Raw genomic sequence first — 17,817 nt, forward strand, 5'->3', positions numbered from 1 at the left:
GCGACGAAGTCACAACAACTGCACGTTGCTCAGTTTCCACTCGCCGTCCTCGCGGACCAGCGAAAGTTGCATCCGGTTGCGGTCGATTCTCGGATCGGGGGAGTTGGTGTTCGTGATCGTCTGATCGAGGAACACGAGAACCTCGGCGTTGTCGCGATCACTGCTCGCCAGCCCGGCTGAAATGATCTGAGCGGACGAGGTCGCCTGATACTGCACGATCATATTCTGAAGGTTGGCTGCCACCTGGGCGTACTGACCGGCGAATTCGCCGACAGAATTGTCACGGACCACGGAGAGATTCTGATCGAGGTTCTGGAAGTTGTACGTCGCAAGATCAGTGGCGAATTGCCGTCCGCTGTCCAGGGCGCTGATACGCGCGTTTTCGTCGACCGATTTCTGCCAGGTCGCGAATGCGCCCCATCCGAGCGCCGCGACCACGACCAGGGCGCCGGCAACGATCGCTACGGTCTGCTTGCGAAGCCGCTTGGGCTTGTCGACGATTGTGGGCGTCTGGGGTTCGGTTGTCTCGGTCATTGCGTTCCTTGTACTAGTAGTGCGGCAAACGAGTTGTCACCGAGAACGGTGTTCTGACCACCGTTGAGGCCCAGACGAATCGACGTTCCGTCACCGGCTGCGACCGTTCCGAGGGCAGGATCGTATTCAGCAACCCCGTCGATCGTTCCAGTTCCGGTGGGGACGTTCTGCGATCCGCGATTCTGGATCCGGCCCGACTGGTCCGCGCAGTGTTGGTTCTTGTCGAGCGTGGTCGGTGAGGTGTCCTGTACCGATCGCCGGGGCGTGTCGTAGATACAGACCGGTCCGAGTGCTGTGATCAGATCAAGCTGTGCGCGGCCGTCTTTGACGATACTTCCGAACTTCTCGAAACCTTTGGGCACCACCACCAACAAGGCATCGACGGCGGGCATCCGTGCAGTGACGATCTGAGTGGAGACGAGAGAATTGGCCAACAGCAGACTGAACGGCTCACGACTCTGTTCGATGAGAGGCAGTATCTGATTGTCGAGAACACTCGGGCTTCGATCGAGGAGTGTGCGCAGTTGCGGATCGGAGTTTCGTACCTGATCTGTCAATTGGCGAAGTGTGAGTGCAACTTCGGGAAGAGCGTCAACATTTTCCTCGTTCGCAGTGAACAGTGAGCGCGAGTTCTCGACGAGTGTGTTGACACGCGGTTGATCGGATTGGACAGTGCGCGCGAGCACGTCGAAGTTGTCGACGAGCGCCTGCAGATCCGGACCCAATCCGTTCAATCCCTCGCCGAGTTCGTGCGAGAGGGTTCGCAGGTCTGCCGGATCGACGGTGTCGGCAGCAGCGTTGAAATTCGCAATCACGGTTCCCAACGCGACCGGGATCGAAGTGCGCTCAGTCGGAACGACGGAACCTTCAACCAGATACGGGCCGCCGTCGGTCTGCGAGGACAACTGAACTTTCAATACCGGAACGGCGGTGTCCTGGCTGATGGCCACATGCGAATCGTTGGGGATCTGTTTGTCGGCGGCGATGCTCAACGTCATCACGACGAGGTCCTGGGCAGAGTCCACCTCCACCGACTCGACGTCGCCGACGGTGACTCCGCGATAGGCCACTTCCGAACCGGGAGCGATTCCGGCCGCGTTCTCCAATTCGACGATGACCGAGAAGGTTCCGGTGAACGGATCTCCGGCACCGACTTGCCGGAGTACGTACGTCGTGCTGACCACCGCGATGAGGAGAAAGGCGGCGATCTCGAAATAGACGGTTCGGTTCTTCATCGCGTTCCTCCTTGCAGGGGTGTCGTGATCGGCAGTTCCCGATCGGAGGCGGGCAGAGGTGGCAGTGGCGGTGCGGCGCCCGGGATTATCTCGTTGAGCACTCCGGTCACGGTGCCCTCGACATCGACGTCGAGGTCGATGTTCACGTAATCGCCTGGGCTGGCACGCTCGAGGAGCACTCTTGCGTTGTCCAGGTTGGCCATCGTCTCACCCAGTGTCGGCCCCATTGCCGAGAACTGGTCGAGGATGGGTGACAGTCGTCCGGTGATCTCGGAAATCTGGTCGGCCGACTGGTCGAGTACGGAATTGGTTGCGGTACTGAGCCGATCGGTTTCGTCGAGTAGATCGAGGAGCGGTTGTCGTTGGTCGGCGATCACGCCCAATGCGGTTGTGAGTGTGCGCAAGCCTTCGTCGATGGTGGCGCTCTCGTCTCCGATCAGAGCGCTGAGCCGGTTCAGTGAATCCAGTGCCGAATTGATCGATTCCTTTCGGTCGTCAAGTGTTCCGAGAAAAGTGTCAAGGCGTGCAAGCAGATCGCGGATCGTCTCCTCCCTGCCGTCGAGAATCTGATCAGCCTCACTGACGATGTTCTTGACCTGCGCCAACCCACTGCCGTTCAACAGAGTTCCGACGGCGCCGAGCAGTTGTGCGACATCGGGTCCGCGCACGGTCTCCGATCGCTCGATGGTGGAACCTGGTTCGAGAATGGGGCCCGCTGGATCGACCGGAACTTCGAGGTTGACGAACGCATCGCCGATCGGGGTCGACAGTTCGATCCGAGCGCGGGTGCCGACAGGTAGTTCGATGTCCGACGCGATTTCGGTATGTACCACGGCTGCAAAGGTTTGCGCGCTCATCGACGTGACTCTGCCGACCACTGCCTGGCCGATCCGCACCTCGCCGCCGACGGGAAGTAACGACGCGTCGACGAATTCCATGTTCAGCGGGTACGACTCTCCTGGCAGACCGCGTCCGAGGGGGAGGTGCTGGAAGTTGAGACTGCAGCCGGTCAATGGCGCGGCGATGACAAGTGCCACGACAACGCTCACCACGGACTTGTTCGACGCCATCAGTTACCCCCACCGAGGATGCGTGCCAGGTCGGAGCTGCCTGCCGAAGGAAATTCGATGGGATTGACGATTCCCGGCCCTGTGCACAGCGGTATCGGCATCTTCTCGCACAGTTCTCTCGTCGTGTCGAACTGTGCGAGATCGGTGGCGACGTTCAATCGTGCTCTGGCTCGGCCTTCTTCGGTGACGAGGTTGGCGACGTTCTCGAATCCCGTTGGTGCCGTTTCGATGATCTCGCGCAGTTGATCCTGTTTGGTCGCGACTGCACCGGCCAACTGTGCGAGCGTACCCAGATCGGCGGTGACCGCCTCGCCGTGTTCGGCGAGTAGCGCTGAGACCTGTCCGAGCAACGTGGTCAGGGAATCGAGCGCCCCGCTGATGTCTTCTCGCTGGGCGCTGAACGTGCGGGCGGTGACTGTCACCGAGTTCGACAGAGAGTCGACCTTGGTCTGGTTGTCCGCGATCAACTGCACGAGGGTGTTCAGGTTCTTCACCAGTTCGGAGATGTCGGGACTTGCACCCGCCAGTACCGAACTGGCCTGTGAGATGGACCGAACGGCATCGTTGAATGCTTGCCCGTTGCCGTCCAACGCGTGGGCGCCTTCTCCGATGAGGTCACCGATCCCGCCGCCGTCGGCGCCAGGGCCGAGCGCCACCGTCAATTCGTTCACCGATGCGGTGAGTTGGTCCCACGTCAGCGGGGAGTGAGTGCGTTCGAGAGGGATCACCGCGCCGTCGGTGAGGAACTCACCGTCCTCGTAGCCGGGGCCGAGTTCGATCGTGCGGTCACTGATGACCGAGGGAGACAGGACCCAGGCCTGCGCGTCGGCGGGTATACGTGTTCCGGATGGCAGGCTCAGCGCCACTCGTACCCGGGACCCTTCCGGCGTGACGCTCTCGACCCTCCCGCTGGGAACTCCCAGAATCGTCACTGTGTTCCCGGTGAAGATAGCGTCGGTCGAGGTGAATTCGGCGGTGAGAGTGAGTCTGTGTTCGTCACGCGTGACGACCAGGACGGCACCGATCGCGCAGATCACTATCGCTGCCAGCACGGCGAGTTTCTTGACGGTCGTGGTCATCGACACCCCTGAACGAGCCCGACGACGCACAACCAGTTGTCCGGGATGAGGGTGGAGGGTGAGTTGAGGTCGAGCCAGTTGCCGTTACCGGTTGCGTTGGTGACGTAGCGGACGCTGGGGGCGAAGTTGTCGAGCAGTGTGGTCAGTGATTGTTCGTTCTCGGACAGAACTCCCGTCACCACGTGGATGTCTCCCATGACCGAGTCGATCAAAGCCTGGTTGTCGCCCAGGAACTGGGCAAGTGTGGTGCTCAACTGATTGAGGTCTTGTACAAGCGCATTCAGCACATCTCGCCGGTCGGCGATCGTGGACATCACCAGATCCGCATTCCCCAGAAGGGTTTCCAGAGTGTCCTTCTGCTCGATCAGTGTTGCGGTCGTCTGCTGCGCTCCGGTGAGAAGGGAACGGAGCGCAACGTCGTTGTCGTTGACTACTCCGGAGAGTGCGTCGATTCCCTCGAGTGAGCGGCGAATGAGTTCGGGATCGTCCGGTGAGTTGTCGGACACCACGGTCAGCATGTTTCGCAGTTGTTGCAGATCAAGGTTTTCCGACGTGGATTGTGCTCCTCGACCGAGATCGTCGAGAGTGAAGGGAACGCTCGTGTTCTCGATGGGGATGGTCGAACCTGCGGGTAACGAGCGCGATCCGTTCGGAGTGACGTCGAGCGAGCGTCGGCCGAGCAGAGTCGAGATCTTGATGTCCGCACGGGAGTCTTCGCCGAGAGTGACGCCGTCGTCGAGTCGGAAGGTGACTTCAACCGAGTTGCCGCTGACCGCCAACGAGGTGACCACCCCGCTCGGGACTTCCGCGACGTTGACCGGATCGTCCTGCGTCAACCCGGTGGCGTTGGCAAAGACGGCGTGGTACTCGTTGGTCTTGACCTTCAAGATCAGTTGAGGGACAACGAGTGCGGCCAGAACCACACCGACTCCGACGAGGATGCAGATGATTCCGTTGCGGACCGGGTTCTTGACGGTGAGCCAGTTCATCGGCACACCGCCGAACGCTCGGGGCCGCCGAGGGTCACCGATTGGTCCAGCGCGCTGAGCCGGAAGTTGCAGATGTAGATGTTCGCCCAGCTTCCGTAGCTCATCGCGATCCCCAACTGGGTGAACAGTTGATCGAAAGCGGTGATACCGGTCGCCAGCGACTCACGATTGTCGACGACGACGCGAGCCGACTGATCGATCGAAGTCAGCGCGCCAGCCAAGTCCGGTTCCACGCCCGTCACCAAGTCCTGAAGTGAAGAAGTCAGTGCGCCTGCGGAATCCACTGCGGCCGAGATCTGTTGGCGGTCCTGTGCCAAACCGCCGACCAGTGTGTCGAGCGTGTTGATCATCTCGACGAAGTTGGGTCGATTCGTCGTGGTCACGGTAAGGACCCGGTCGAGGTTGTTCAGTAGTTGGTCCAAGATCGCGTCCCGGGACGTCAAGTTCTCGGTGACGGCAACAGTGCGCTCCAGCAGGCTTTCGATGGTGGAACCTTGTCCTTGGAATACCTGGACGACCTGTGCGGCAAGCTCGTTGACTTCTGCGGGGTCAAGTGCGTCGAACAGGGGACGGAATCCGCCGAGGATGTCGGTGAGGTCGATCGCCGGCTGAGTCTGTTCCACGGGAATTGTGGCCCCGGGGGAGAGGTAGTTGCCTGTTGCGCGTTCGGCCTGTCCGGGTTCGATCGAAATTGTTCGCGCTCCCAACAGGTCTGCGTACCTCACCACAGCGCGACCGTCGGACGGAATACGTTGTGCAGATTCGAGTTCGAAGCCGACGACGGCTTGGTTGTTCACCAGCTCGACGCTGTCGACGCGCCCTACTCGCACCCCGGCGATCTGAACATCGCTGCCGGTGACCAGGCCGGAGGCATTGACGAAGACGGCCCGGTACTGCGAACTCGACCCGGAGACTGGGTTGATCAGGGTGCTCACCACAACCACGGTGGCGAGAATCGACAGTGCAGCAAACAGTCCGAACCTGATCAGAGATTTCTTCACGCTCATCCGCCCACCACCGTCGTGCCGCGAAATACCGGCCCCGCCACGAGAGTGTCCAAAGCTGTACCGCCCTGGGTGAGAGCCGAGATCAGGGACTGTTCGGCAGGGCTGCCGACCGGGCCGACGGTTCCGCCGAACGCGGTCGCGGCGGCAGGACAGTTGGGTCCGCGGGTTCCGTCGTACTGTGGGCAGTCGGTCTTTCCGTACGGATACAGATCTGTGACGGACAGCCGTAGATCGGTGCTGAGCCACGGACCATGCGCCAACGCGGGCGGGAGCTTGATCGTGAGATTGCGCAGGCCGTTGTAGAAGGTGGTGATGTGGTCCGGCCGCGAAGTGATTGCGCCGGTCAGGGAATCGGCGTCGTCGACCAAGGTGATCATGCGGTCGCGATTGTCACCGGTCAGACTCGTGGCAGCAGCTCCCGTGCTGGTGCCGGCACGCAGAAGCCCCGCCAACCCGTCGGATTTCTCGACGACGGTCTTGGATGTGGTGATGGAGTTCTCGAATGCGGCGAGCATGTCCGGCGCACTCGTCGAGAGACTGTCGGCGAGGGTGGCTATGTCGTCGAGGTCGTCACCGAGTCCGTCGATGACGGGCTGCGCACCGACCAACGCTTGGTGGACTGAATCGAGCGATTCGCCGATCTGGTTTCCCTTGCCGCTCAACGCGTCCGAGACTGCCGTGAGTGCGACGTTGATGTCGGCGGGGTCGAGGGAAGAAACGAGCGAGTAGATCCGTGAGATCGATTGGTAGAGCTGGACCGCGACTTCGGACTGATCGGATACCAATTCGGTACCCGGCACGAGAGCAGGACCACGCGAGAGTCCGTCAGGTTGAATCAAGTCTACGAAGAAGTCACCGAAGATGTTGCGGGGCATCAGTCGCACCTGACTTGTCGACGGTATGTCCTCGAACGCTCCCTCGTCGATCGCGAGTGAGACAGTCGAAGCGGTGGTGCCCGGCTCGATCTCGGCCACAGCGCCGACGACGACGCCGCGGTACTGTACCGAGGATCCGACTCGCAGCGCACCGGCACTGGCGGGGACGACAGCACTGACCTGCGGTGTGGAACCGGTGGAGTCCGTACCTCTGCTGAACAAGAAGACGTAGGCGAGGATCAGGATGACCACGGCGAGTAAACCCCGCAGTGCCAGGGTGATTCGGCTGGAATTCGTGACGATCATCCGGTCAGCCCGGGTACGTGAGGTTTGAGTCCCCACAGCGCAATGGTCATCGCGACGTCGGTGAATGCAAGGAAGACGATGCTGGTGCGCAACGCTCGTCCGGCGGCTCGTCCGACGCCTTCGGGTCCACCCGTCGCGGTGTAACCGTAGTAGCAGTGCACGAGGGTCACGACGACCGCGAACACCATGACTTTTATCAAGGACAACCAGATGTCGTTGGGAGAGAGGAAAAGACTGAAGTAGTAGCCGTACGTTCCCTCCGACTGTCCTTTGACCCGGATCACCGCAAGCGCCGTTGCCATGTACGAAGCAAACAGGCCGACCAGGTACAGCGGGACCACCGCGATGAGCGCCGCGATCATTCGGGTGGTGACCAGGTACCGCAGCGAGGGAATCGCCATGACTTCGAGCGCGTCGATTTCCTCGGAGATCCGCATCGCTCCGAGCTGCGCGGTGAATCCGGTTCCGACCTTGGCTGCCAGGGTGATTGCGGCAACGAGTGGTGCCACCTCGCGAGTATTCGCGATGGCGGACATCACGCCGGAAAGCGGTGCGAGGCCGACGAGGTTGAGTCCGCGGTAGCCCTCGAGTCCGATCTGGGAACCGGCGAAGAACGAGATCGCGAAGATCACGACGACGCTGCCGCCTCCGGCGAGCAGGGTGCCCGAACCGAATGCCACCTGGGCGACGAGACGGGCGACTTCACGCCAATAGCGCTTGAGGGTTGCGGGAATCGAGGTGATGACACGCGCGTGGAACGTGAACTGATCGCCGAGTCGACTCAGGCCGTCGACGGTCCGCGAACTGACCCTCTTGGCACGAATTGCGATGGGCAGGTGCATCAATAGGCACCTTTCACCGAGACGAACAGTGGGTAGAACTGAGTAATTGCGAGGTTGGCGACAAACACGAGGACAAACGAGAGCACGACGGTCTCGTTGACTGCGTCGCCGACGCCTTGAGCTCCGCGCTTGACGGTCAGGCCCTTGTAGCAGGCCACGATTCCCGAGATGAGAGCAAAGGCAACGGCTTTGATGCCGGAGACGACGAAGTCGCTGGGTTGACTGAATTGAACGAGATTGCGCAGGAAACTCTGTGCGTTGCCGTCGAGTATCAGGACGTGACCGAAGAGGCTTGCGCCCAAACCGATTACGAGAACTATCGAGTTCAGTAGGAGGCAGACGACGGCAATGGCAATCATCCGGGGTACGACCAGGCGTTCGAGCACGGGTAGACCGAGCACTTCGAGTGCATCGATTTCCTCGCGTATCGTTCGCGCTCCCAAATCTGCGCAGATTGCGGAACCGCCGACACCGGCGATGATCAGGGCGCACACCAGGGGGCCGGCCTGTCCGATGATGAGGAACGCGACGACGGCACCGCTGTACGCACCCGCGCCGATTTGATCTGCGAGCGCACCGATCTGCAGTGCTACCCCGACACCGAGGGGAATCATCACCAGAGCGGACGCGACCGAGGTGACGTGGGCGAGAAACCACATCTGGTCGAGCGCCTCACGCCAGGCGAGGCGCTTGTGTCGAAGAGATGTGAACGCCGCAACGCACACGCGAACGGTGAAGGTGAAGAGCAGTCCGATCTCGGAGAGCAGGTTCGAGAACATGTTCGTCTTGGCGGGGGAGACAGCAGTTGTTTCCCCGGTTGTTCCATTCCCGGTCGTCGTAGCTTCGGTGCTCACGCCATCCCCCTCTCCGGCCGAATCGTTCTGGTCGGGTTTCTTCGATCACACTCGGGAGCTCGAAGTGCTCCAGATCACGTTCGGAGACGGTATCAGGAAACTGACTCTGAAGTAAGTTCCATTTCGGCCACTTCATCACCGGGCGCGAATGTCGACGCGGAACTTTCGTTTGCGTCCACGCAACCTTCCCGGCGAGAGCCCGAAATGCGGCGGGTGCACAATGAGTGAATGCCACGATCAAGCCCCATTTCCGCTTGGAAGTCCCTTCGCGAGGGCAACGAGCGATTTGTCAACGACGCGTCCATTCACCCCAGCCAGGGAATCGCGGACCGCGCGAAACTCGTCGATGGGCAGCACCCCACAGCGGTGCTGTTCGGTTGCGGTGATTCGCGCGTAGCCGCCGAGATCATCTTCGACCAGGGTCTCGGCGACATGTTCGTCGTGCGCACTGCAGGTCACGTGCTCGACGATTCGGTGCTCGGTTCCATCGAGTACGCGGTTCACGTGCTCAACGTGCCGCTCATCGTCGTCCTCGGGCACGACGGTTGCGGTGCCGTGAAGGCAACGCTCGACGCCCTGGACGAGGGCGCAGTTCCCGACGGATTCATCCGCAGTGTGGTCGAGCGTGTTGCTCCGTCCATCCTGATGGGCCGCAACGAGGGCTTGTCCACCGTGGACGAACTCGAAGGCCGTCACGTCGTGGAGACCGGCTCGCTGATCATGCAGAGGTCGCGGATCATCGCCGACAAGGTGGACAAGGGTGCGTGCGCGATCGTCGGCGTCACGTACACGTTGTCCGACGGTCACATGCGAGTTCAGGGCGCGGTCGGCGACATCGGCGAGAGCGTCGAGACCGTCGAGGGTTAGATCTTCCGGGGCAGTGGTACCTGGCAGCAGACAATGGGTACCGACACGCCGCCTCAGCTGACGGTTAGTGGACCCTGCGCCAACTACCGTTGAGTCCGTGTTGGAACCTAATGGACCACTGCCCCCCGAGATCTACTGGCGTCGCCGGGCGCTGGCCATTGGTGCCGCCGTCATTGCACTGGCGTTGATCATCTGGGCGGCATCCGCCCTCTTCGGCGGTGGAAGTGATACCCCGGAGGCCGATTCGGCCGCTGCGAGTTCCTCGCTGACGACGGACGTCTCCTTCACCCCCAACCCTTCCGGCTCCAACGCGCCGGACGGTGGCGGTGGCTCGGGTGGCGGCGCTGCCGGTGGATCAGGTGGCTCGGGCACGCAGGCTTCGGGATCGTCTTCGTCTTCTTCCTCTTCGTCGACCACCGGGGCTCCGGTCCCGGCCGGTCAGTGCGCCGACTCGTCGCTGGCAGTCAAGGCCACCGCAGACAAGGCGACCTTCGCTCCCGGCGAAGAGCCGTCGTTCACGATCGTCATCACCAACATCGGTTCGGCACCCTGTGATCGAGATCTGGCGGGCGGCCTTCAGCAGGTGCTCGTCTACAGCATCGACGGCAAGACCCGGTTGTGGTCCAACGTCGACTGCTACCCACAGCCCGCAGCCGACGTACGCAATCTCGCGCCCGGCGAGCAAGCTGCGTTCAAGGTCGCCTGGTCGGCCACGACGTCGACCCCCGAGTGCGCGACCGCGCAGAACCCCGAGCGCAATCCGGTGGGCGCAGGCGCTTACACGGTTGTCGGGCAGCTCGGTGCACTGCGAAGCTCCCCGGAGCCGTTCAACATCGCATGAGCGCGGGCAAGCCCGAACAGGCCCGCTAGTTGAAGGATCCGGTGATCGACGTCTCCGCGAGCCGGGAAAGTCCCTCACGGATGTGACGAGCCCACAGCCCGCCGATGCCCTCGACCGACTGCAGATCGGCAGCCGTAGCGGCCAGCAGCGACTGGAGAGTGCCGAAGGATCCGACCAACCGGTGGATCTGATGGAACTGCAATCGAGGTACACGCATCAGCACGCGATATCCGCGAGGAGTCATCGGAGTGTCGAGGGCTTCGATCGTGCCCGGATAACCGAGAACACGCGCAAGAGTCGTGAGATCGAGTAGATCGGCGTCGGTGACGCGATCGAGTGCGACGAGGACGTTGTCCATCGCCGCGGTGCCGATGGGTTCGGGACCGGCAAGATAGTCCCGAACGATGAGTTGACGTGCAATGTCGTTGTCGCCGACCAGTTCTTCGAGCTGCAGTGCCAACTGGCGACCGTCGGTGCCGAGTTCGAGGACATCCTGTTCGATTTCGATCGACACGCGGCGAACCATTTCGAGGCGCTGTACGACGGTCAACGCGTCGCGCAGAGTCACGAAATCCTCGATCTCGACGACCGACAGTTGCCGTGTCACTTCGTCGAGTCGCGCTTTGTATCGTTCGAGCGTCGCGACGGCCTGGTTGGCGCGCGAAAGTATGGTGGCCGAGCCGTCGATGACGTGCCGGATGCCGCCGACGTACACACTGACGATCGACATCGACTGACTGACCGAGACCACGGGATAGCCGGTCTGAATTGCCGTGCGCTCGGCAGCGCGGTGCCTCGTGCCGGATTCGACGGTGGGAATCTTGTGATCGGGAACCAGCTGGACGTTGGCACGCACGATGCGTGTGCCGTCCGTCGAGAGGACAACCGCGCCGTCCATCTTCGACAGCTCACGCAATCGGGTCGGTGCGAACTCCACGTCGAGGTTGAATCCGCCGTCACACAGCGCTTCCATTTCCTCGTCGTATCCGAGGACGATCAGCGCGCCGGTACGGCCGCGCAGAATTCGTTCGAGCCCGTCTCGCAAAGCGGTACCCGGCGCCAACCTGGCGATGGTCTCTCGCAATGCCGACGACGACTGTGTGTCCGCCATCGCACTGATCATTGAGAAACTCCCTGCTGAGGTCGATGTCACTTCGGTCGGGTCCGATGCCTGCGCCGGACGGATCCCCGTTTAGATTACCTATCCATGAGTAGTACCTGGACCCTGCCTGATGACCTGACTGTCCCGGAGCCGGTCGAATTCTTTCCGGCCGCCGGCGAGAAGCTGCCTCAGCACTGGTCGAAATGCTTCGGCTGCGGCGACGACCAGCCTGCGGGAATGGCGATGAGTTTCAGGGCTGGTAACGGACTGGAAGTGACCGGTCGTCTGGAGGTCGCCAAGAAGTATCAGGGCGGTCCAGGTGTCATTCACGGCGGCATTCTGTCGACGGCATTCGACGAGGCTCAAGGTATGGCATGTATGGCTCTCGGCTCGCCGGTGGTGACCGGGCACCTCGAGATCGACTTCGCCCGGCCGATCCCGTTGGGATCGGTGCTCGAATTCCGGGCTCGCATCGACGGTGTTGTACGCCGCAAGGTCTACACCAGTGCAGAAGCGGTGATCGTCGAAGGTCCGACAGCGGATCCGGACACGGTGGTGGGAACCTCCCGCGGACTGTTTCTGACCATCACCTCGGAACACTTCGCCAAGACCAAGGAGTTCGTGGACGGCGAACCGACGTCCCCGTTCGGCACCTCGTCGGTCTGACGAGGTAGTCGGCCGAACGACGATCACTTCACCGGCGTGAGCTTGGGGCGAGACGGGGCTTGTTTGCCGCCCATCAATCCGGCGTAGGCCAGTGCCTCGGCCAGATTCGCCACTTCGTTGACGCGCATGCCGGGAATGTTCGGGCCGGAATCGACCGGCACGATGGCGCTGGTGAATCCCAGTCGGGCAGCTTCGATCAGCCGTCGGTTCACCCCGGCAACCCGTCGAACCTCCCCGGCGAGTCCGACCTCGCCGAGGATGACGAGCCCCTTGGGGACGGGTTTGGCTTTCACGGCGGAAGCGACCGCAATGGCGAGAGCCAGATCGGCACCCGGCTCGGTCATCCGCATACCGCCGACGGTCGCGGCGTAGACGTCGGCCTTCGAGATCGACACTCCGACGCGGCGTTCCAACACGGCGAGAACCATGGCCACACGGGCGGTGTCGAGCCCGCTGACGGCTCGGCGGGGTGTCGGTAGCGGCGTGGCGGCGACGAGCGCCTGAACTTCACCGAGTAGAGGTCGCTTACCGTCCATCATCACGGTGACGGCAGTGCCTTCCACAGCTTCTTCACGGTGATGCAGGAACAGGCCGGACGGATCGCTGATCTCGTTGATGCCCTGCTCGCTCAGCTCGAAGCATCCGACCTCGTCGGCCGCACCGAATCTGTTCTTGACGCCGCGGACCATGCGCAGGGTGGAGTGCTTGTCACCTTCGAAGTGCAGAACCACGTCCACGAGATGCTCGAGCGAGCGCGGACCGGCGACGGCGCCGTCCTTGGTGACGTGGCCGATCAGAAGCACCGGGATTCCACTGGCCTTGGCCAGGGAGGTCAGGGCGCTGGTGACGGCCTTGACCTGAGTCACGCCGCCGACGACCCCGTCGACGTCGGCAGCAAGCATGGTCTGCACCGAGTCGACGATGACCAGTGTCGGTTTGACCTGCTCGATGTGGCCGAGGATGGTCGCGAGATCGGATTCGGCCGCCAGATACATCCGTTCGTGGACAGAGTTGGTGCGATCTGCCCGAAGCCGAACCTGACCGGCAGACTCCTCGCCCGTGACGTACAACGCTCGATCATCCGCGCTGCGCATCGCCCAGCGGTAGACGACCTCGAGAAGTAGCGTCGATTTTCCGACGCCGGGCTCGCCCGCGAGCAGCACCACCGAACCCGGTACGACGCCACCGCCGAGGACGCGGTCCAACTCACCGATCCCCGTGGGTTTGGCCTGCGTCGAGGTGCTGTCGATCTGTGTCAGCGGTGTGGCCGGCGTCGTAGGCAGCACGGCGCTTGATCCTGCTTTGGCGAGTGAGGCGCCGGCGCGACTGGCGACGGGTGCCACTACGGCGACCTCGGTCATCGAGCCCCACGAATCGCAGTCCGGACATCTACCGACCCACTTGGGCACTACCGACTGGCATTCGGAGCAGCGGTAGTTCGATTTCACTTTGGCCACCGGGACAGACTAGAGGCGGGGTCCGACATGGACCCCGCCTCTGGTGTGATTCTGAATTTGTTCTGCGAGGCGCATTGTGCGCCTTGATAATTCGAGGCTCAGTGCCCAGCTTCTGCAACGTCGGGTGACTTGTCCGACTCGTTGCGCTCGAGCTGCGGGCCGGCGTCGACAGGTACGTCGACGGTGACCGATCCGGCCTTCTCGAACTTGAAGGTGATCGGGACGGTCAAGCCGGGGCGAACGCCTGCCTTGATGTCCTGCAGAACGACGAGAGAGAGCGCAGCGGGTGCGTCGTCGTTCTCTTCGTTGTTCTTGATCTGGGTCTCGGCCTCGGTCGCGGCGCCTTCGCCTGCGGGCAACTGACCGGCCTGCAGCGACGTCTGCGGCTTGATCGTCAAGCCACCTACCTCTTCACCTGCGATGACGCGTGCTGCGTAATCGGTGGTGATGCTGACGAGCTTGTCCGTGGTCTCGGCGCTGTCGTTCACGACGGTGAACGCGAGCACGGCGTTGCCGCCCGGCTCGATGCTGTACTCCTCGGACGAGGGGTAAGCGATGTGCACGTTGCGCAGTGCGATCTCACCGAGGTCGGCGCTGTTGCCGTTCACGGCGGCCTGCTGGACGGCGGTCTGGCTCACCTGTCCGGAACCGCAAGCGGACAGCGCGATGGCTGCGCCTGCAGCCAGTGCAATGGCGGTAGCGACTCGACGAGTCGGCTTACGGATAGCAGTCACGATTTGTCCTCCACGGCGTCAGGTTCGCACTCCACTAGGCAGAGTAGTAGATAAGGTCCCGCGGGCTGGCCGTCGGGTCGCCACAACGGTTGTCTGCGTGGGCTTTCAGTCCGTTACGCAGGGGTGCTCCAGACCAGTTGAATGCACGTACAACAAGCCCTGTCAACCCCTACGCTCGAGCAAGGATGCCCCTGACCTGCACAGTTGATGAGTGGTCGGTTCTTTCACGTGTTAAACTAGTGGAATCGAAAGGGGCACGGGACACATGATTTTCAAGGTCGGAGACACCGTCGTATACCCCCATCACGGTGCGGCGCTGATCGAAGCTATCGAAACCCGCACCATCAAGGGTGAGCAGAAGGAGTACCTGGTTCTGAAGGTCGCTCAAGGCGATCTCACAGTACGGGTTCCTGCAGACAACGCAGAGTACGTCGGAGTTCGTGACGTGGTCGGCCAAGAAGGCCTCGACAAGGTTTTCCAGGTTCTGCGAGCACCGCACACCGAAGAGCCCACCAACTGGTCTCGTCGATACAAGGCAAATCTCGAGAAGCTTGCCTCAGGTGACGTGAACAAGGTTGCAGAAGTTGTTCGTGACCTGTGGCGTCGTGAGCAGGACCGCGGACTTTCCGCTGGTGAGAAGCGCATGCTCGCCAAGGCTCGTCAGATTCTCGTCGGAGAGCTCGCGCTCGCCGAGGGCACTGACACCGAGAAGGCAGAGACCATTCTCGACGAGGTCCTCGCGGCCGCGTCCTGACTGCAACACAACAAAGCTGACAGTGGCAGTAGTAGCCCTGGTACCTGCCGCAGGTCGGGGAGTGCGATTGGGCGAGAAATTGCCCAAGGCATTTGTCGAACTCGGTGGGTGCACCATGCTTGCACGCGCGGTCGATGGACTCCGGAAATCCGGAGCGATCGACCGCGTTGTTGTCATTGTGCCGCCTGAACTGGTCGAATCCGTCGTAGCCGACCTCGGTCGTGCAGCGGACGTCGACGTCGTCGGCGGTGGTGCCGAAAGAACCGATTCGGTTCGAGCCGGCCTCAGCGCTGCCGGCGACGCAGATTTTGTACTCGTGCACGATGCCGCACGGGCATTGACACCGCCGGCGTTGATCGCGCGCGTCGTCGACACTCTCCGAGCCGGCAGCTCCGCTGTCATCCCGGTACTTCCGGTTACCGACACGATCAAGTCGGTCGACGTACTCGGCGCAGTCACCGGTACGCCTCTGCGTTCGGAGTTGCGTGCGGTTCAAACTCCCCAAGGATTCTCCACCGACGTCCTGCGCAGTGCGTACGACGCCGGTGACGTCGCCGCGACCGACGACGCCGCTCTGGTCGAGCGTCTCGGTGTTTCGGTGCAGACGATTCCCGGCGACGCCCTCGCCTTCAAGATCACCACTCCGCTCGACCTGGTCCTTGCACGGGCGCTCCTGAGCTCGGAGACAGCGTTGAGTGCGGATTCACAGGACGGAAATTAGATGCGCGTCGGTCTCGGCACGGATGTTCATCCCATCGAGGTCGGTCGTCCTTGCTGGATGGCCGGGTTGCTGTTCGAGGAAGCAGACGGGTGCTCGGGCCATTCGGACGGCGACGTCGCCGTCCACGCGCTGTGTGACGCGTTGCTCTCTGCGGCGGGCCTCGGTGACCTCGGTTCGGTTTTCGGCACCGGCAGGCCCGAATGGGACGGCGTGAGCGGCGCTCGAATGCTTGCCGAGGTTCGCCGACTGCTCGAAGAGAACCAGTTCGCCGTCGGCAACGCCGCGGTGCAGGTCATCGGCAACCGTCCGAAGATCGGGCCACGTCGCGACGAGGCACAGAAGGTGCTCTCGGACATTCTCGGCGCGCCTGTTTCGGTGTCCGCGACCACCACGGACGGCCTCGGCTTGACCGGTCGCGGCGAGGGGATCGCCGCCATGGCCACCGCGTTGGTCATGACAACCGAACACGACAGGTAAGATCGCTGGTCGTGACCCTGCGCCTATACGACACCGGTACGCGGGCCCTTCGGGATTTTGTTCCGTTGGCCCCCGGACATGCATCGGTGTACCTGTGTGGGGCGACAGTTCAGGGCGATCCTCACATCGGACACGTTCGTAGCGGCGTCGCTTTCGACGTGCTGCGACGCTGGCTGTTGGCGCACGGCAACGACGTTGCCTTCGTGCGCAACGTGACGGACATCGACGACAAGATTCTCAACAAGGCCGCCGGCGCCGGTCGACCTTGGTGGGAGTGGGCGGCGACGTTCGAGCGGTCGTTCACGTGGGCCTACGACCAACTGGGTGTGCTGCCACCGTCCATCGAGCCACGGGCCACCGGCCACGTGACGCAGATGGTCGAGATGATGGAACGTCTGATCGAGAACGGCCACGCGTACGCGGCGGGCGGCGACGTCTACTTCGACGTGCAGAGCTACCCCGAGTACGGCGCACTGTCCGGCCACAAACTCGACGACGTTCATCAGGGCGAGAGTGCGGCCGAGGGCAAGCGCGATCCTCGCGACTTCACCCTCTGGAAGGCCGTCAAGCCCGGTGAGCCCTCGTGGCCGACACCGTGGGGACCCGGCCGTCCGGGCTGGCACCTCGAGTGCTCGGCCATGGCGGAGTTCTATCTCGGGGCGGCATTCGACATCCATTGTGGTGGACGCGATCTCGTCTTCCCGCACCACGAGAACGAAATTGCGCAGGCCAAGTGCGCCGGCGACGATTTCGCTCAGTACTGGTTGCACAACGGCTGGGTCACGATGAGTGGCGAGAAGATGTCCAAGTCGTTGGGCAACGTTCTCTCGGTGCCGAACGTGCTCAAGAAGGTTCGTCCGCAAGAACTTCGGTACTACCTCGGTAGTGCGCACTACCGTTCCAATCTCGAGTACTCGGACGAGGCGTTGGACGAAAGTGCGAAGTCCTACCAGGGGCTCGAGTCGTTCGTCCTGCGCACACACAAGCGTGCGGGCGGCGTCGAACTCGGTACGTGGACCGAAGGTTTCGCGGCGGCTCTCGACAACGACTTGTCGGTGCCGATCGCGTTGGCCGAGATTCACGGCAAGGCGAGCGAGGGTAATTCCGCGCTCGCTGCCGGTGATCTCGACGCGGCTCGGGTGGCTGCCGGCCAGGTGCGGGCCATGCTCGCGATCCTGGGCGTCGACCCACTCGACGAGCATTGGACGCAGTCCGGTGGCGACACCGAGACGGCAATGGAAGCTTTGGACGTGTTGGTGCGGGCCGATCTCGATCGTCGGCAGCAGGCACGTACGGAAAAGAACTGGGCGGTGGCGGACGAGGTCCGCGATCGCCTCATCAAGGCGGGTATCGAAGTAACCGATACTCCCGACGGACCCGAATGGTCCCTTAAGGCAGGGCAGTAAC

The 17,817-nt window shown here is 62.3% G+C and carries 19 protein-coding genes; 7 read left to right on the plus strand and 12 right to left on the minus strand.

Annotated features, from left to right (window positions below):
* Window positions 1-9: 9 nt before the first annotated feature.
* From ATN38_RS27600 to ATN38_RS27640, 9 genes are read right to left on the minus strand one after another with little or no spacing between them, the layout of a single operon-like run.
* Window positions 10-534, minus strand: a complete 525-nt coding sequence (locus ATN38_RS27600; protein WP_042451875.1) for a hypothetical protein — start codon at window positions 532-534, stop codon at window positions 10-12.
* Window positions 531-1,769 carry an MlaD family protein gene (locus tag ATN38_RS27605; protein WP_042923604.1) on the minus strand — a complete coding sequence of 413 codons (1,239 nt, stop codon included), beginning with the start codon at window positions 1,767-1,769 and terminating at the stop codon, window positions 531-533. The genes ATN38_RS27600 and ATN38_RS27605 overlap by 4 nt, the downstream gene beginning before the upstream one ends.
* Complete coding sequence (locus ATN38_RS27610) at window positions 1,766-2,839, minus strand: MCE family protein (RefSeq protein ID WP_204856133.1); 1,074 nt, start codon at window positions 2,837-2,839, stop codon at window positions 1,766-1,768. The genes ATN38_RS27605 and ATN38_RS27610 overlap by 4 nt, the downstream gene beginning before the upstream one ends.
* A complete protein-coding gene (locus ATN38_RS27615) occupies window positions 2,839-3,918 on the minus strand; it encodes an MCE family protein (protein ID WP_218749101.1) in 1,080 nt (359 codons plus the stop codon). The genes ATN38_RS27610 and ATN38_RS27615 overlap by 1 nt, the downstream gene beginning before the upstream one ends.
* Window positions 3,915-4,907 (minus strand): MCE family protein, encoded by a 993-nt coding sequence (locus ATN38_RS27620; RefSeq protein WP_256932189.1) that lies wholly within the window; start codon window positions 4,905-4,907, stop codon window positions 3,915-3,917. The genes ATN38_RS27615 and ATN38_RS27620 overlap by 4 nt, the downstream gene beginning before the upstream one ends.
* Window positions 4,904-5,914, minus strand: coding sequence for an MCE family protein (locus tag ATN38_RS27625; protein ID WP_050656749.1), 1,011 nt, complete (start codon window positions 5,912-5,914; stop codon window positions 4,904-4,906). Before ATN38_RS27625 ends, ATN38_RS27620 begins: the two co-directional genes overlap by 4 nt.
* Window positions 5,911-7,095, minus strand: coding sequence for an MCE family protein (locus tag ATN38_RS27630; RefSeq protein WP_218749107.1), 1,185 nt, complete (start codon window positions 7,093-7,095; stop codon window positions 5,911-5,913). The genes ATN38_RS27625 and ATN38_RS27630 overlap by 4 nt, the downstream gene beginning before the upstream one ends.
* Window positions 7,092-7,937: an ABC transporter permease gene (locus ATN38_RS27635; protein WP_003945610.1), complete on the minus strand. Its 846-nt coding sequence runs from the start codon at window positions 7,935-7,937 to the stop codon at window positions 7,092-7,094. Before ATN38_RS27635 ends, ATN38_RS27630 begins: the two co-directional genes overlap by 4 nt.
* A complete protein-coding gene (locus ATN38_RS27640) occupies window positions 7,937-8,791 on the minus strand; it encodes an ABC transporter permease (protein ID WP_308256604.1) in 855 nt (284 codons plus the stop codon). Before ATN38_RS27640 ends, ATN38_RS27635 begins: the two co-directional genes overlap by 1 nt.
* A gap of 228 nt (window positions 8,792-9,019) precedes the next feature.
* Between ATN38_RS27640 and ATN38_RS27645 the strand changes: the two genes are divergently transcribed.
* On the plus strand, window positions 9,020-9,658 hold the full coding sequence (locus ATN38_RS27645) for a carbonic anhydrase (RefSeq protein ID WP_003945421.1): 639 nt from the start codon (window positions 9,020-9,022) through the stop codon (window positions 9,656-9,658).
* Window positions 9,659-9,755: 97 nt separating this feature from the next.
* A complete protein-coding gene (locus ATN38_RS27650; RefSeq protein ID WP_007726893.1) occupies window positions 9,756-10,499 on the plus strand; it encodes a DUF4232 domain-containing protein in 744 nt (247 codons plus the stop codon).
* Between the two features lie 25 nt (window positions 10,500-10,524).
* On the opposite strand, the gene disA is transcribed toward ATN38_RS27650, so the two are convergent.
* Entirely contained in the window at window positions 10,525-11,610 is a 1,086-nt protein-coding gene (disA, locus tag ATN38_RS27655) for a DNA integrity scanning diadenylate cyclase DisA (protein ID WP_024487741.1), read from the minus strand.
* A 96-nt stretch (window positions 11,611-11,706) separates the two neighbouring features.
* Here disA and ATN38_RS27660 point away from each other — a divergent pair, with 96 nt between their 5' ends.
* A complete protein-coding gene (locus ATN38_RS27660) occupies window positions 11,707-12,267 on the plus strand; it encodes a PaaI family thioesterase (RefSeq protein WP_003945494.1) in 561 nt (186 codons plus the stop codon).
* A gap of 23 nt (window positions 12,268-12,290) precedes the next feature.
* On the opposite strand, the gene radA is transcribed toward ATN38_RS27660, so the two are convergent.
* Together radA and ATN38_RS27670 are read right to left on the minus strand one after the other, a co-directional pair.
* Window positions 12,291-13,724, minus strand: a complete 1,434-nt coding sequence (gene radA, locus ATN38_RS27665) for a DNA repair protein RadA (protein ID WP_003945739.1) — start codon at window positions 13,722-13,724, stop codon at window positions 12,291-12,293.
* Window positions 13,725-13,822: 98 nt separating this feature from the next.
* A complete protein-coding gene (locus tag ATN38_RS27670) occupies window positions 13,823-14,458 on the minus strand; it encodes a lipoprotein (RefSeq protein ID WP_007726888.1) in 636 nt (211 codons plus the stop codon).
* A 265-nt stretch (window positions 14,459-14,723) separates the two neighbouring features.
* Here ATN38_RS27670 and carD point away from each other — a divergent pair, with 265 nt between their 5' ends.
* From carD to cysS, 4 genes are read left to right on the plus strand one after another with little or no spacing between them, the layout of a single operon-like run.
* The gene (carD, locus tag ATN38_RS27675) at window positions 14,724-15,212 is read left to right on the plus strand and encodes an RNA polymerase-binding transcription factor CarD (protein WP_003945666.1); all 489 of its coding nucleotides are present in this window, start codon (window positions 14,724-14,726) and stop codon (window positions 15,210-15,212) included.
* Between the two features lie 22 nt (window positions 15,213-15,234).
* Complete coding sequence (gene ispD / locus ATN38_RS27680; RefSeq protein WP_003945606.1) at window positions 15,235-15,933, plus strand: 2-C-methyl-D-erythritol 4-phosphate cytidylyltransferase; 699 nt, start codon at window positions 15,235-15,237, stop codon at window positions 15,931-15,933.
* The gene (gene ispF, locus ATN38_RS27685) at window positions 15,934-16,410 is read left to right on the plus strand and encodes a 2-C-methyl-D-erythritol 2,4-cyclodiphosphate synthase (RefSeq protein WP_047269647.1); all 477 of its coding nucleotides are present in this window, start codon (window positions 15,934-15,936) and stop codon (window positions 16,408-16,410) included.
* Window positions 16,411-16,421: 11 nt separating this feature from the next.
* Entirely contained in the window at window positions 16,422-17,816 is a 1,395-nt protein-coding gene (gene cysS / locus ATN38_RS27690; RefSeq protein ID WP_003945830.1) for a cysteine--tRNA ligase, read from the plus strand.
* The last annotated feature ends 1 nt before the right edge of the window (window position 17,817 follow it).

Origin of the sequence: Rhodococcus sp. FH8 (genome assembly GCF_019266085.1) — a bacterium.
GTDB classification, from domain to species: Bacteria; Actinomycetota; Actinomycetes; order Mycobacteriales; family Mycobacteriaceae; genus Rhodococcus_F; species Rhodococcus_F qingshengii.

Bases quoted from the DNA above. Each gene is read 5' to 3' on its own strand.
- ATN38_RS27645 (WP_003945421.1), top strand. From the start codon at position 9,020: ATGCCACGATCAAGCCCCATTTCCGCTTGGAAGTCCCTTCGCGAGGGC.
- ATN38_RS27660 (WP_003945494.1), top strand. From the start codon at position 11,707: ATGAGTAGTACCTGGACCCTGCCTGATGACCTGACTGTCCCGGAGCCG.
- ATN38_RS27635 (WP_003945610.1), bottom strand. From the start codon at position 7,937: ATGCACCTGCCCATCGCAATTCGTGCCAAGAGGGTCAGTTCGCGGACC.
- ATN38_RS27625 (WP_050656749.1), bottom strand. From the start codon at position 5,914: ATGAGCGTGAAGAAATCTCTGATCAGGTTCGGACTGTTTGCTGCACTG.
- ispF (WP_047269647.1), top strand. From the start codon at position 15,934: ATGCGCGTCGGTCTCGGCACGGATGTTCATCCCATCGAGGTCGGTCGT.
- carD (WP_003945666.1), top strand. From the start codon at position 14,724: ATGATTTTCAAGGTCGGAGACACCGTCGTATACCCCCATCACGGTGCG.
- ATN38_RS27630 (WP_218749107.1), bottom strand. From the start codon at position 7,095: ATGATCGTCACGAATTCCAGCCGAATCACCCTGGCACTGCGGGGTTTA.
- ATN38_RS27615 (WP_218749101.1), bottom strand. From the start codon at position 3,918: ATGACCACGACCGTCAAGAAACTCGCCGTGCTGGCAGCGATAGTGATC.
- disA (WP_024487741.1), bottom strand. From the start codon at position 11,610: ATGGCGGACACACAGTCGTCGTCGGCATTGCGAGAGACCATCGCCAGG.
- ATN38_RS27605 (WP_042923604.1), bottom strand. From the start codon at position 1,769: ATGAAGAACCGAACCGTCTATTTCGAGATCGCCGCCTTTCTCCTCATC.
- ATN38_RS27600 (WP_042451875.1), bottom strand. From the start codon at position 534: ATGACCGAGACAACCGAACCCCAGACGCCCACAATCGTCGACAAGCCC.
- ATN38_RS27610 (WP_204856133.1), bottom strand. From the start codon at position 2,839: ATGGCGTCGAACAAGTCCGTGGTGAGCGTTGTCGTGGCACTTGTCATC.
- ATN38_RS27620 (WP_256932189.1), bottom strand. From the start codon at position 4,907: ATGAACTGGCTCACCGTCAAGAACCCGGTCCGCAACGGAATCATCTGC.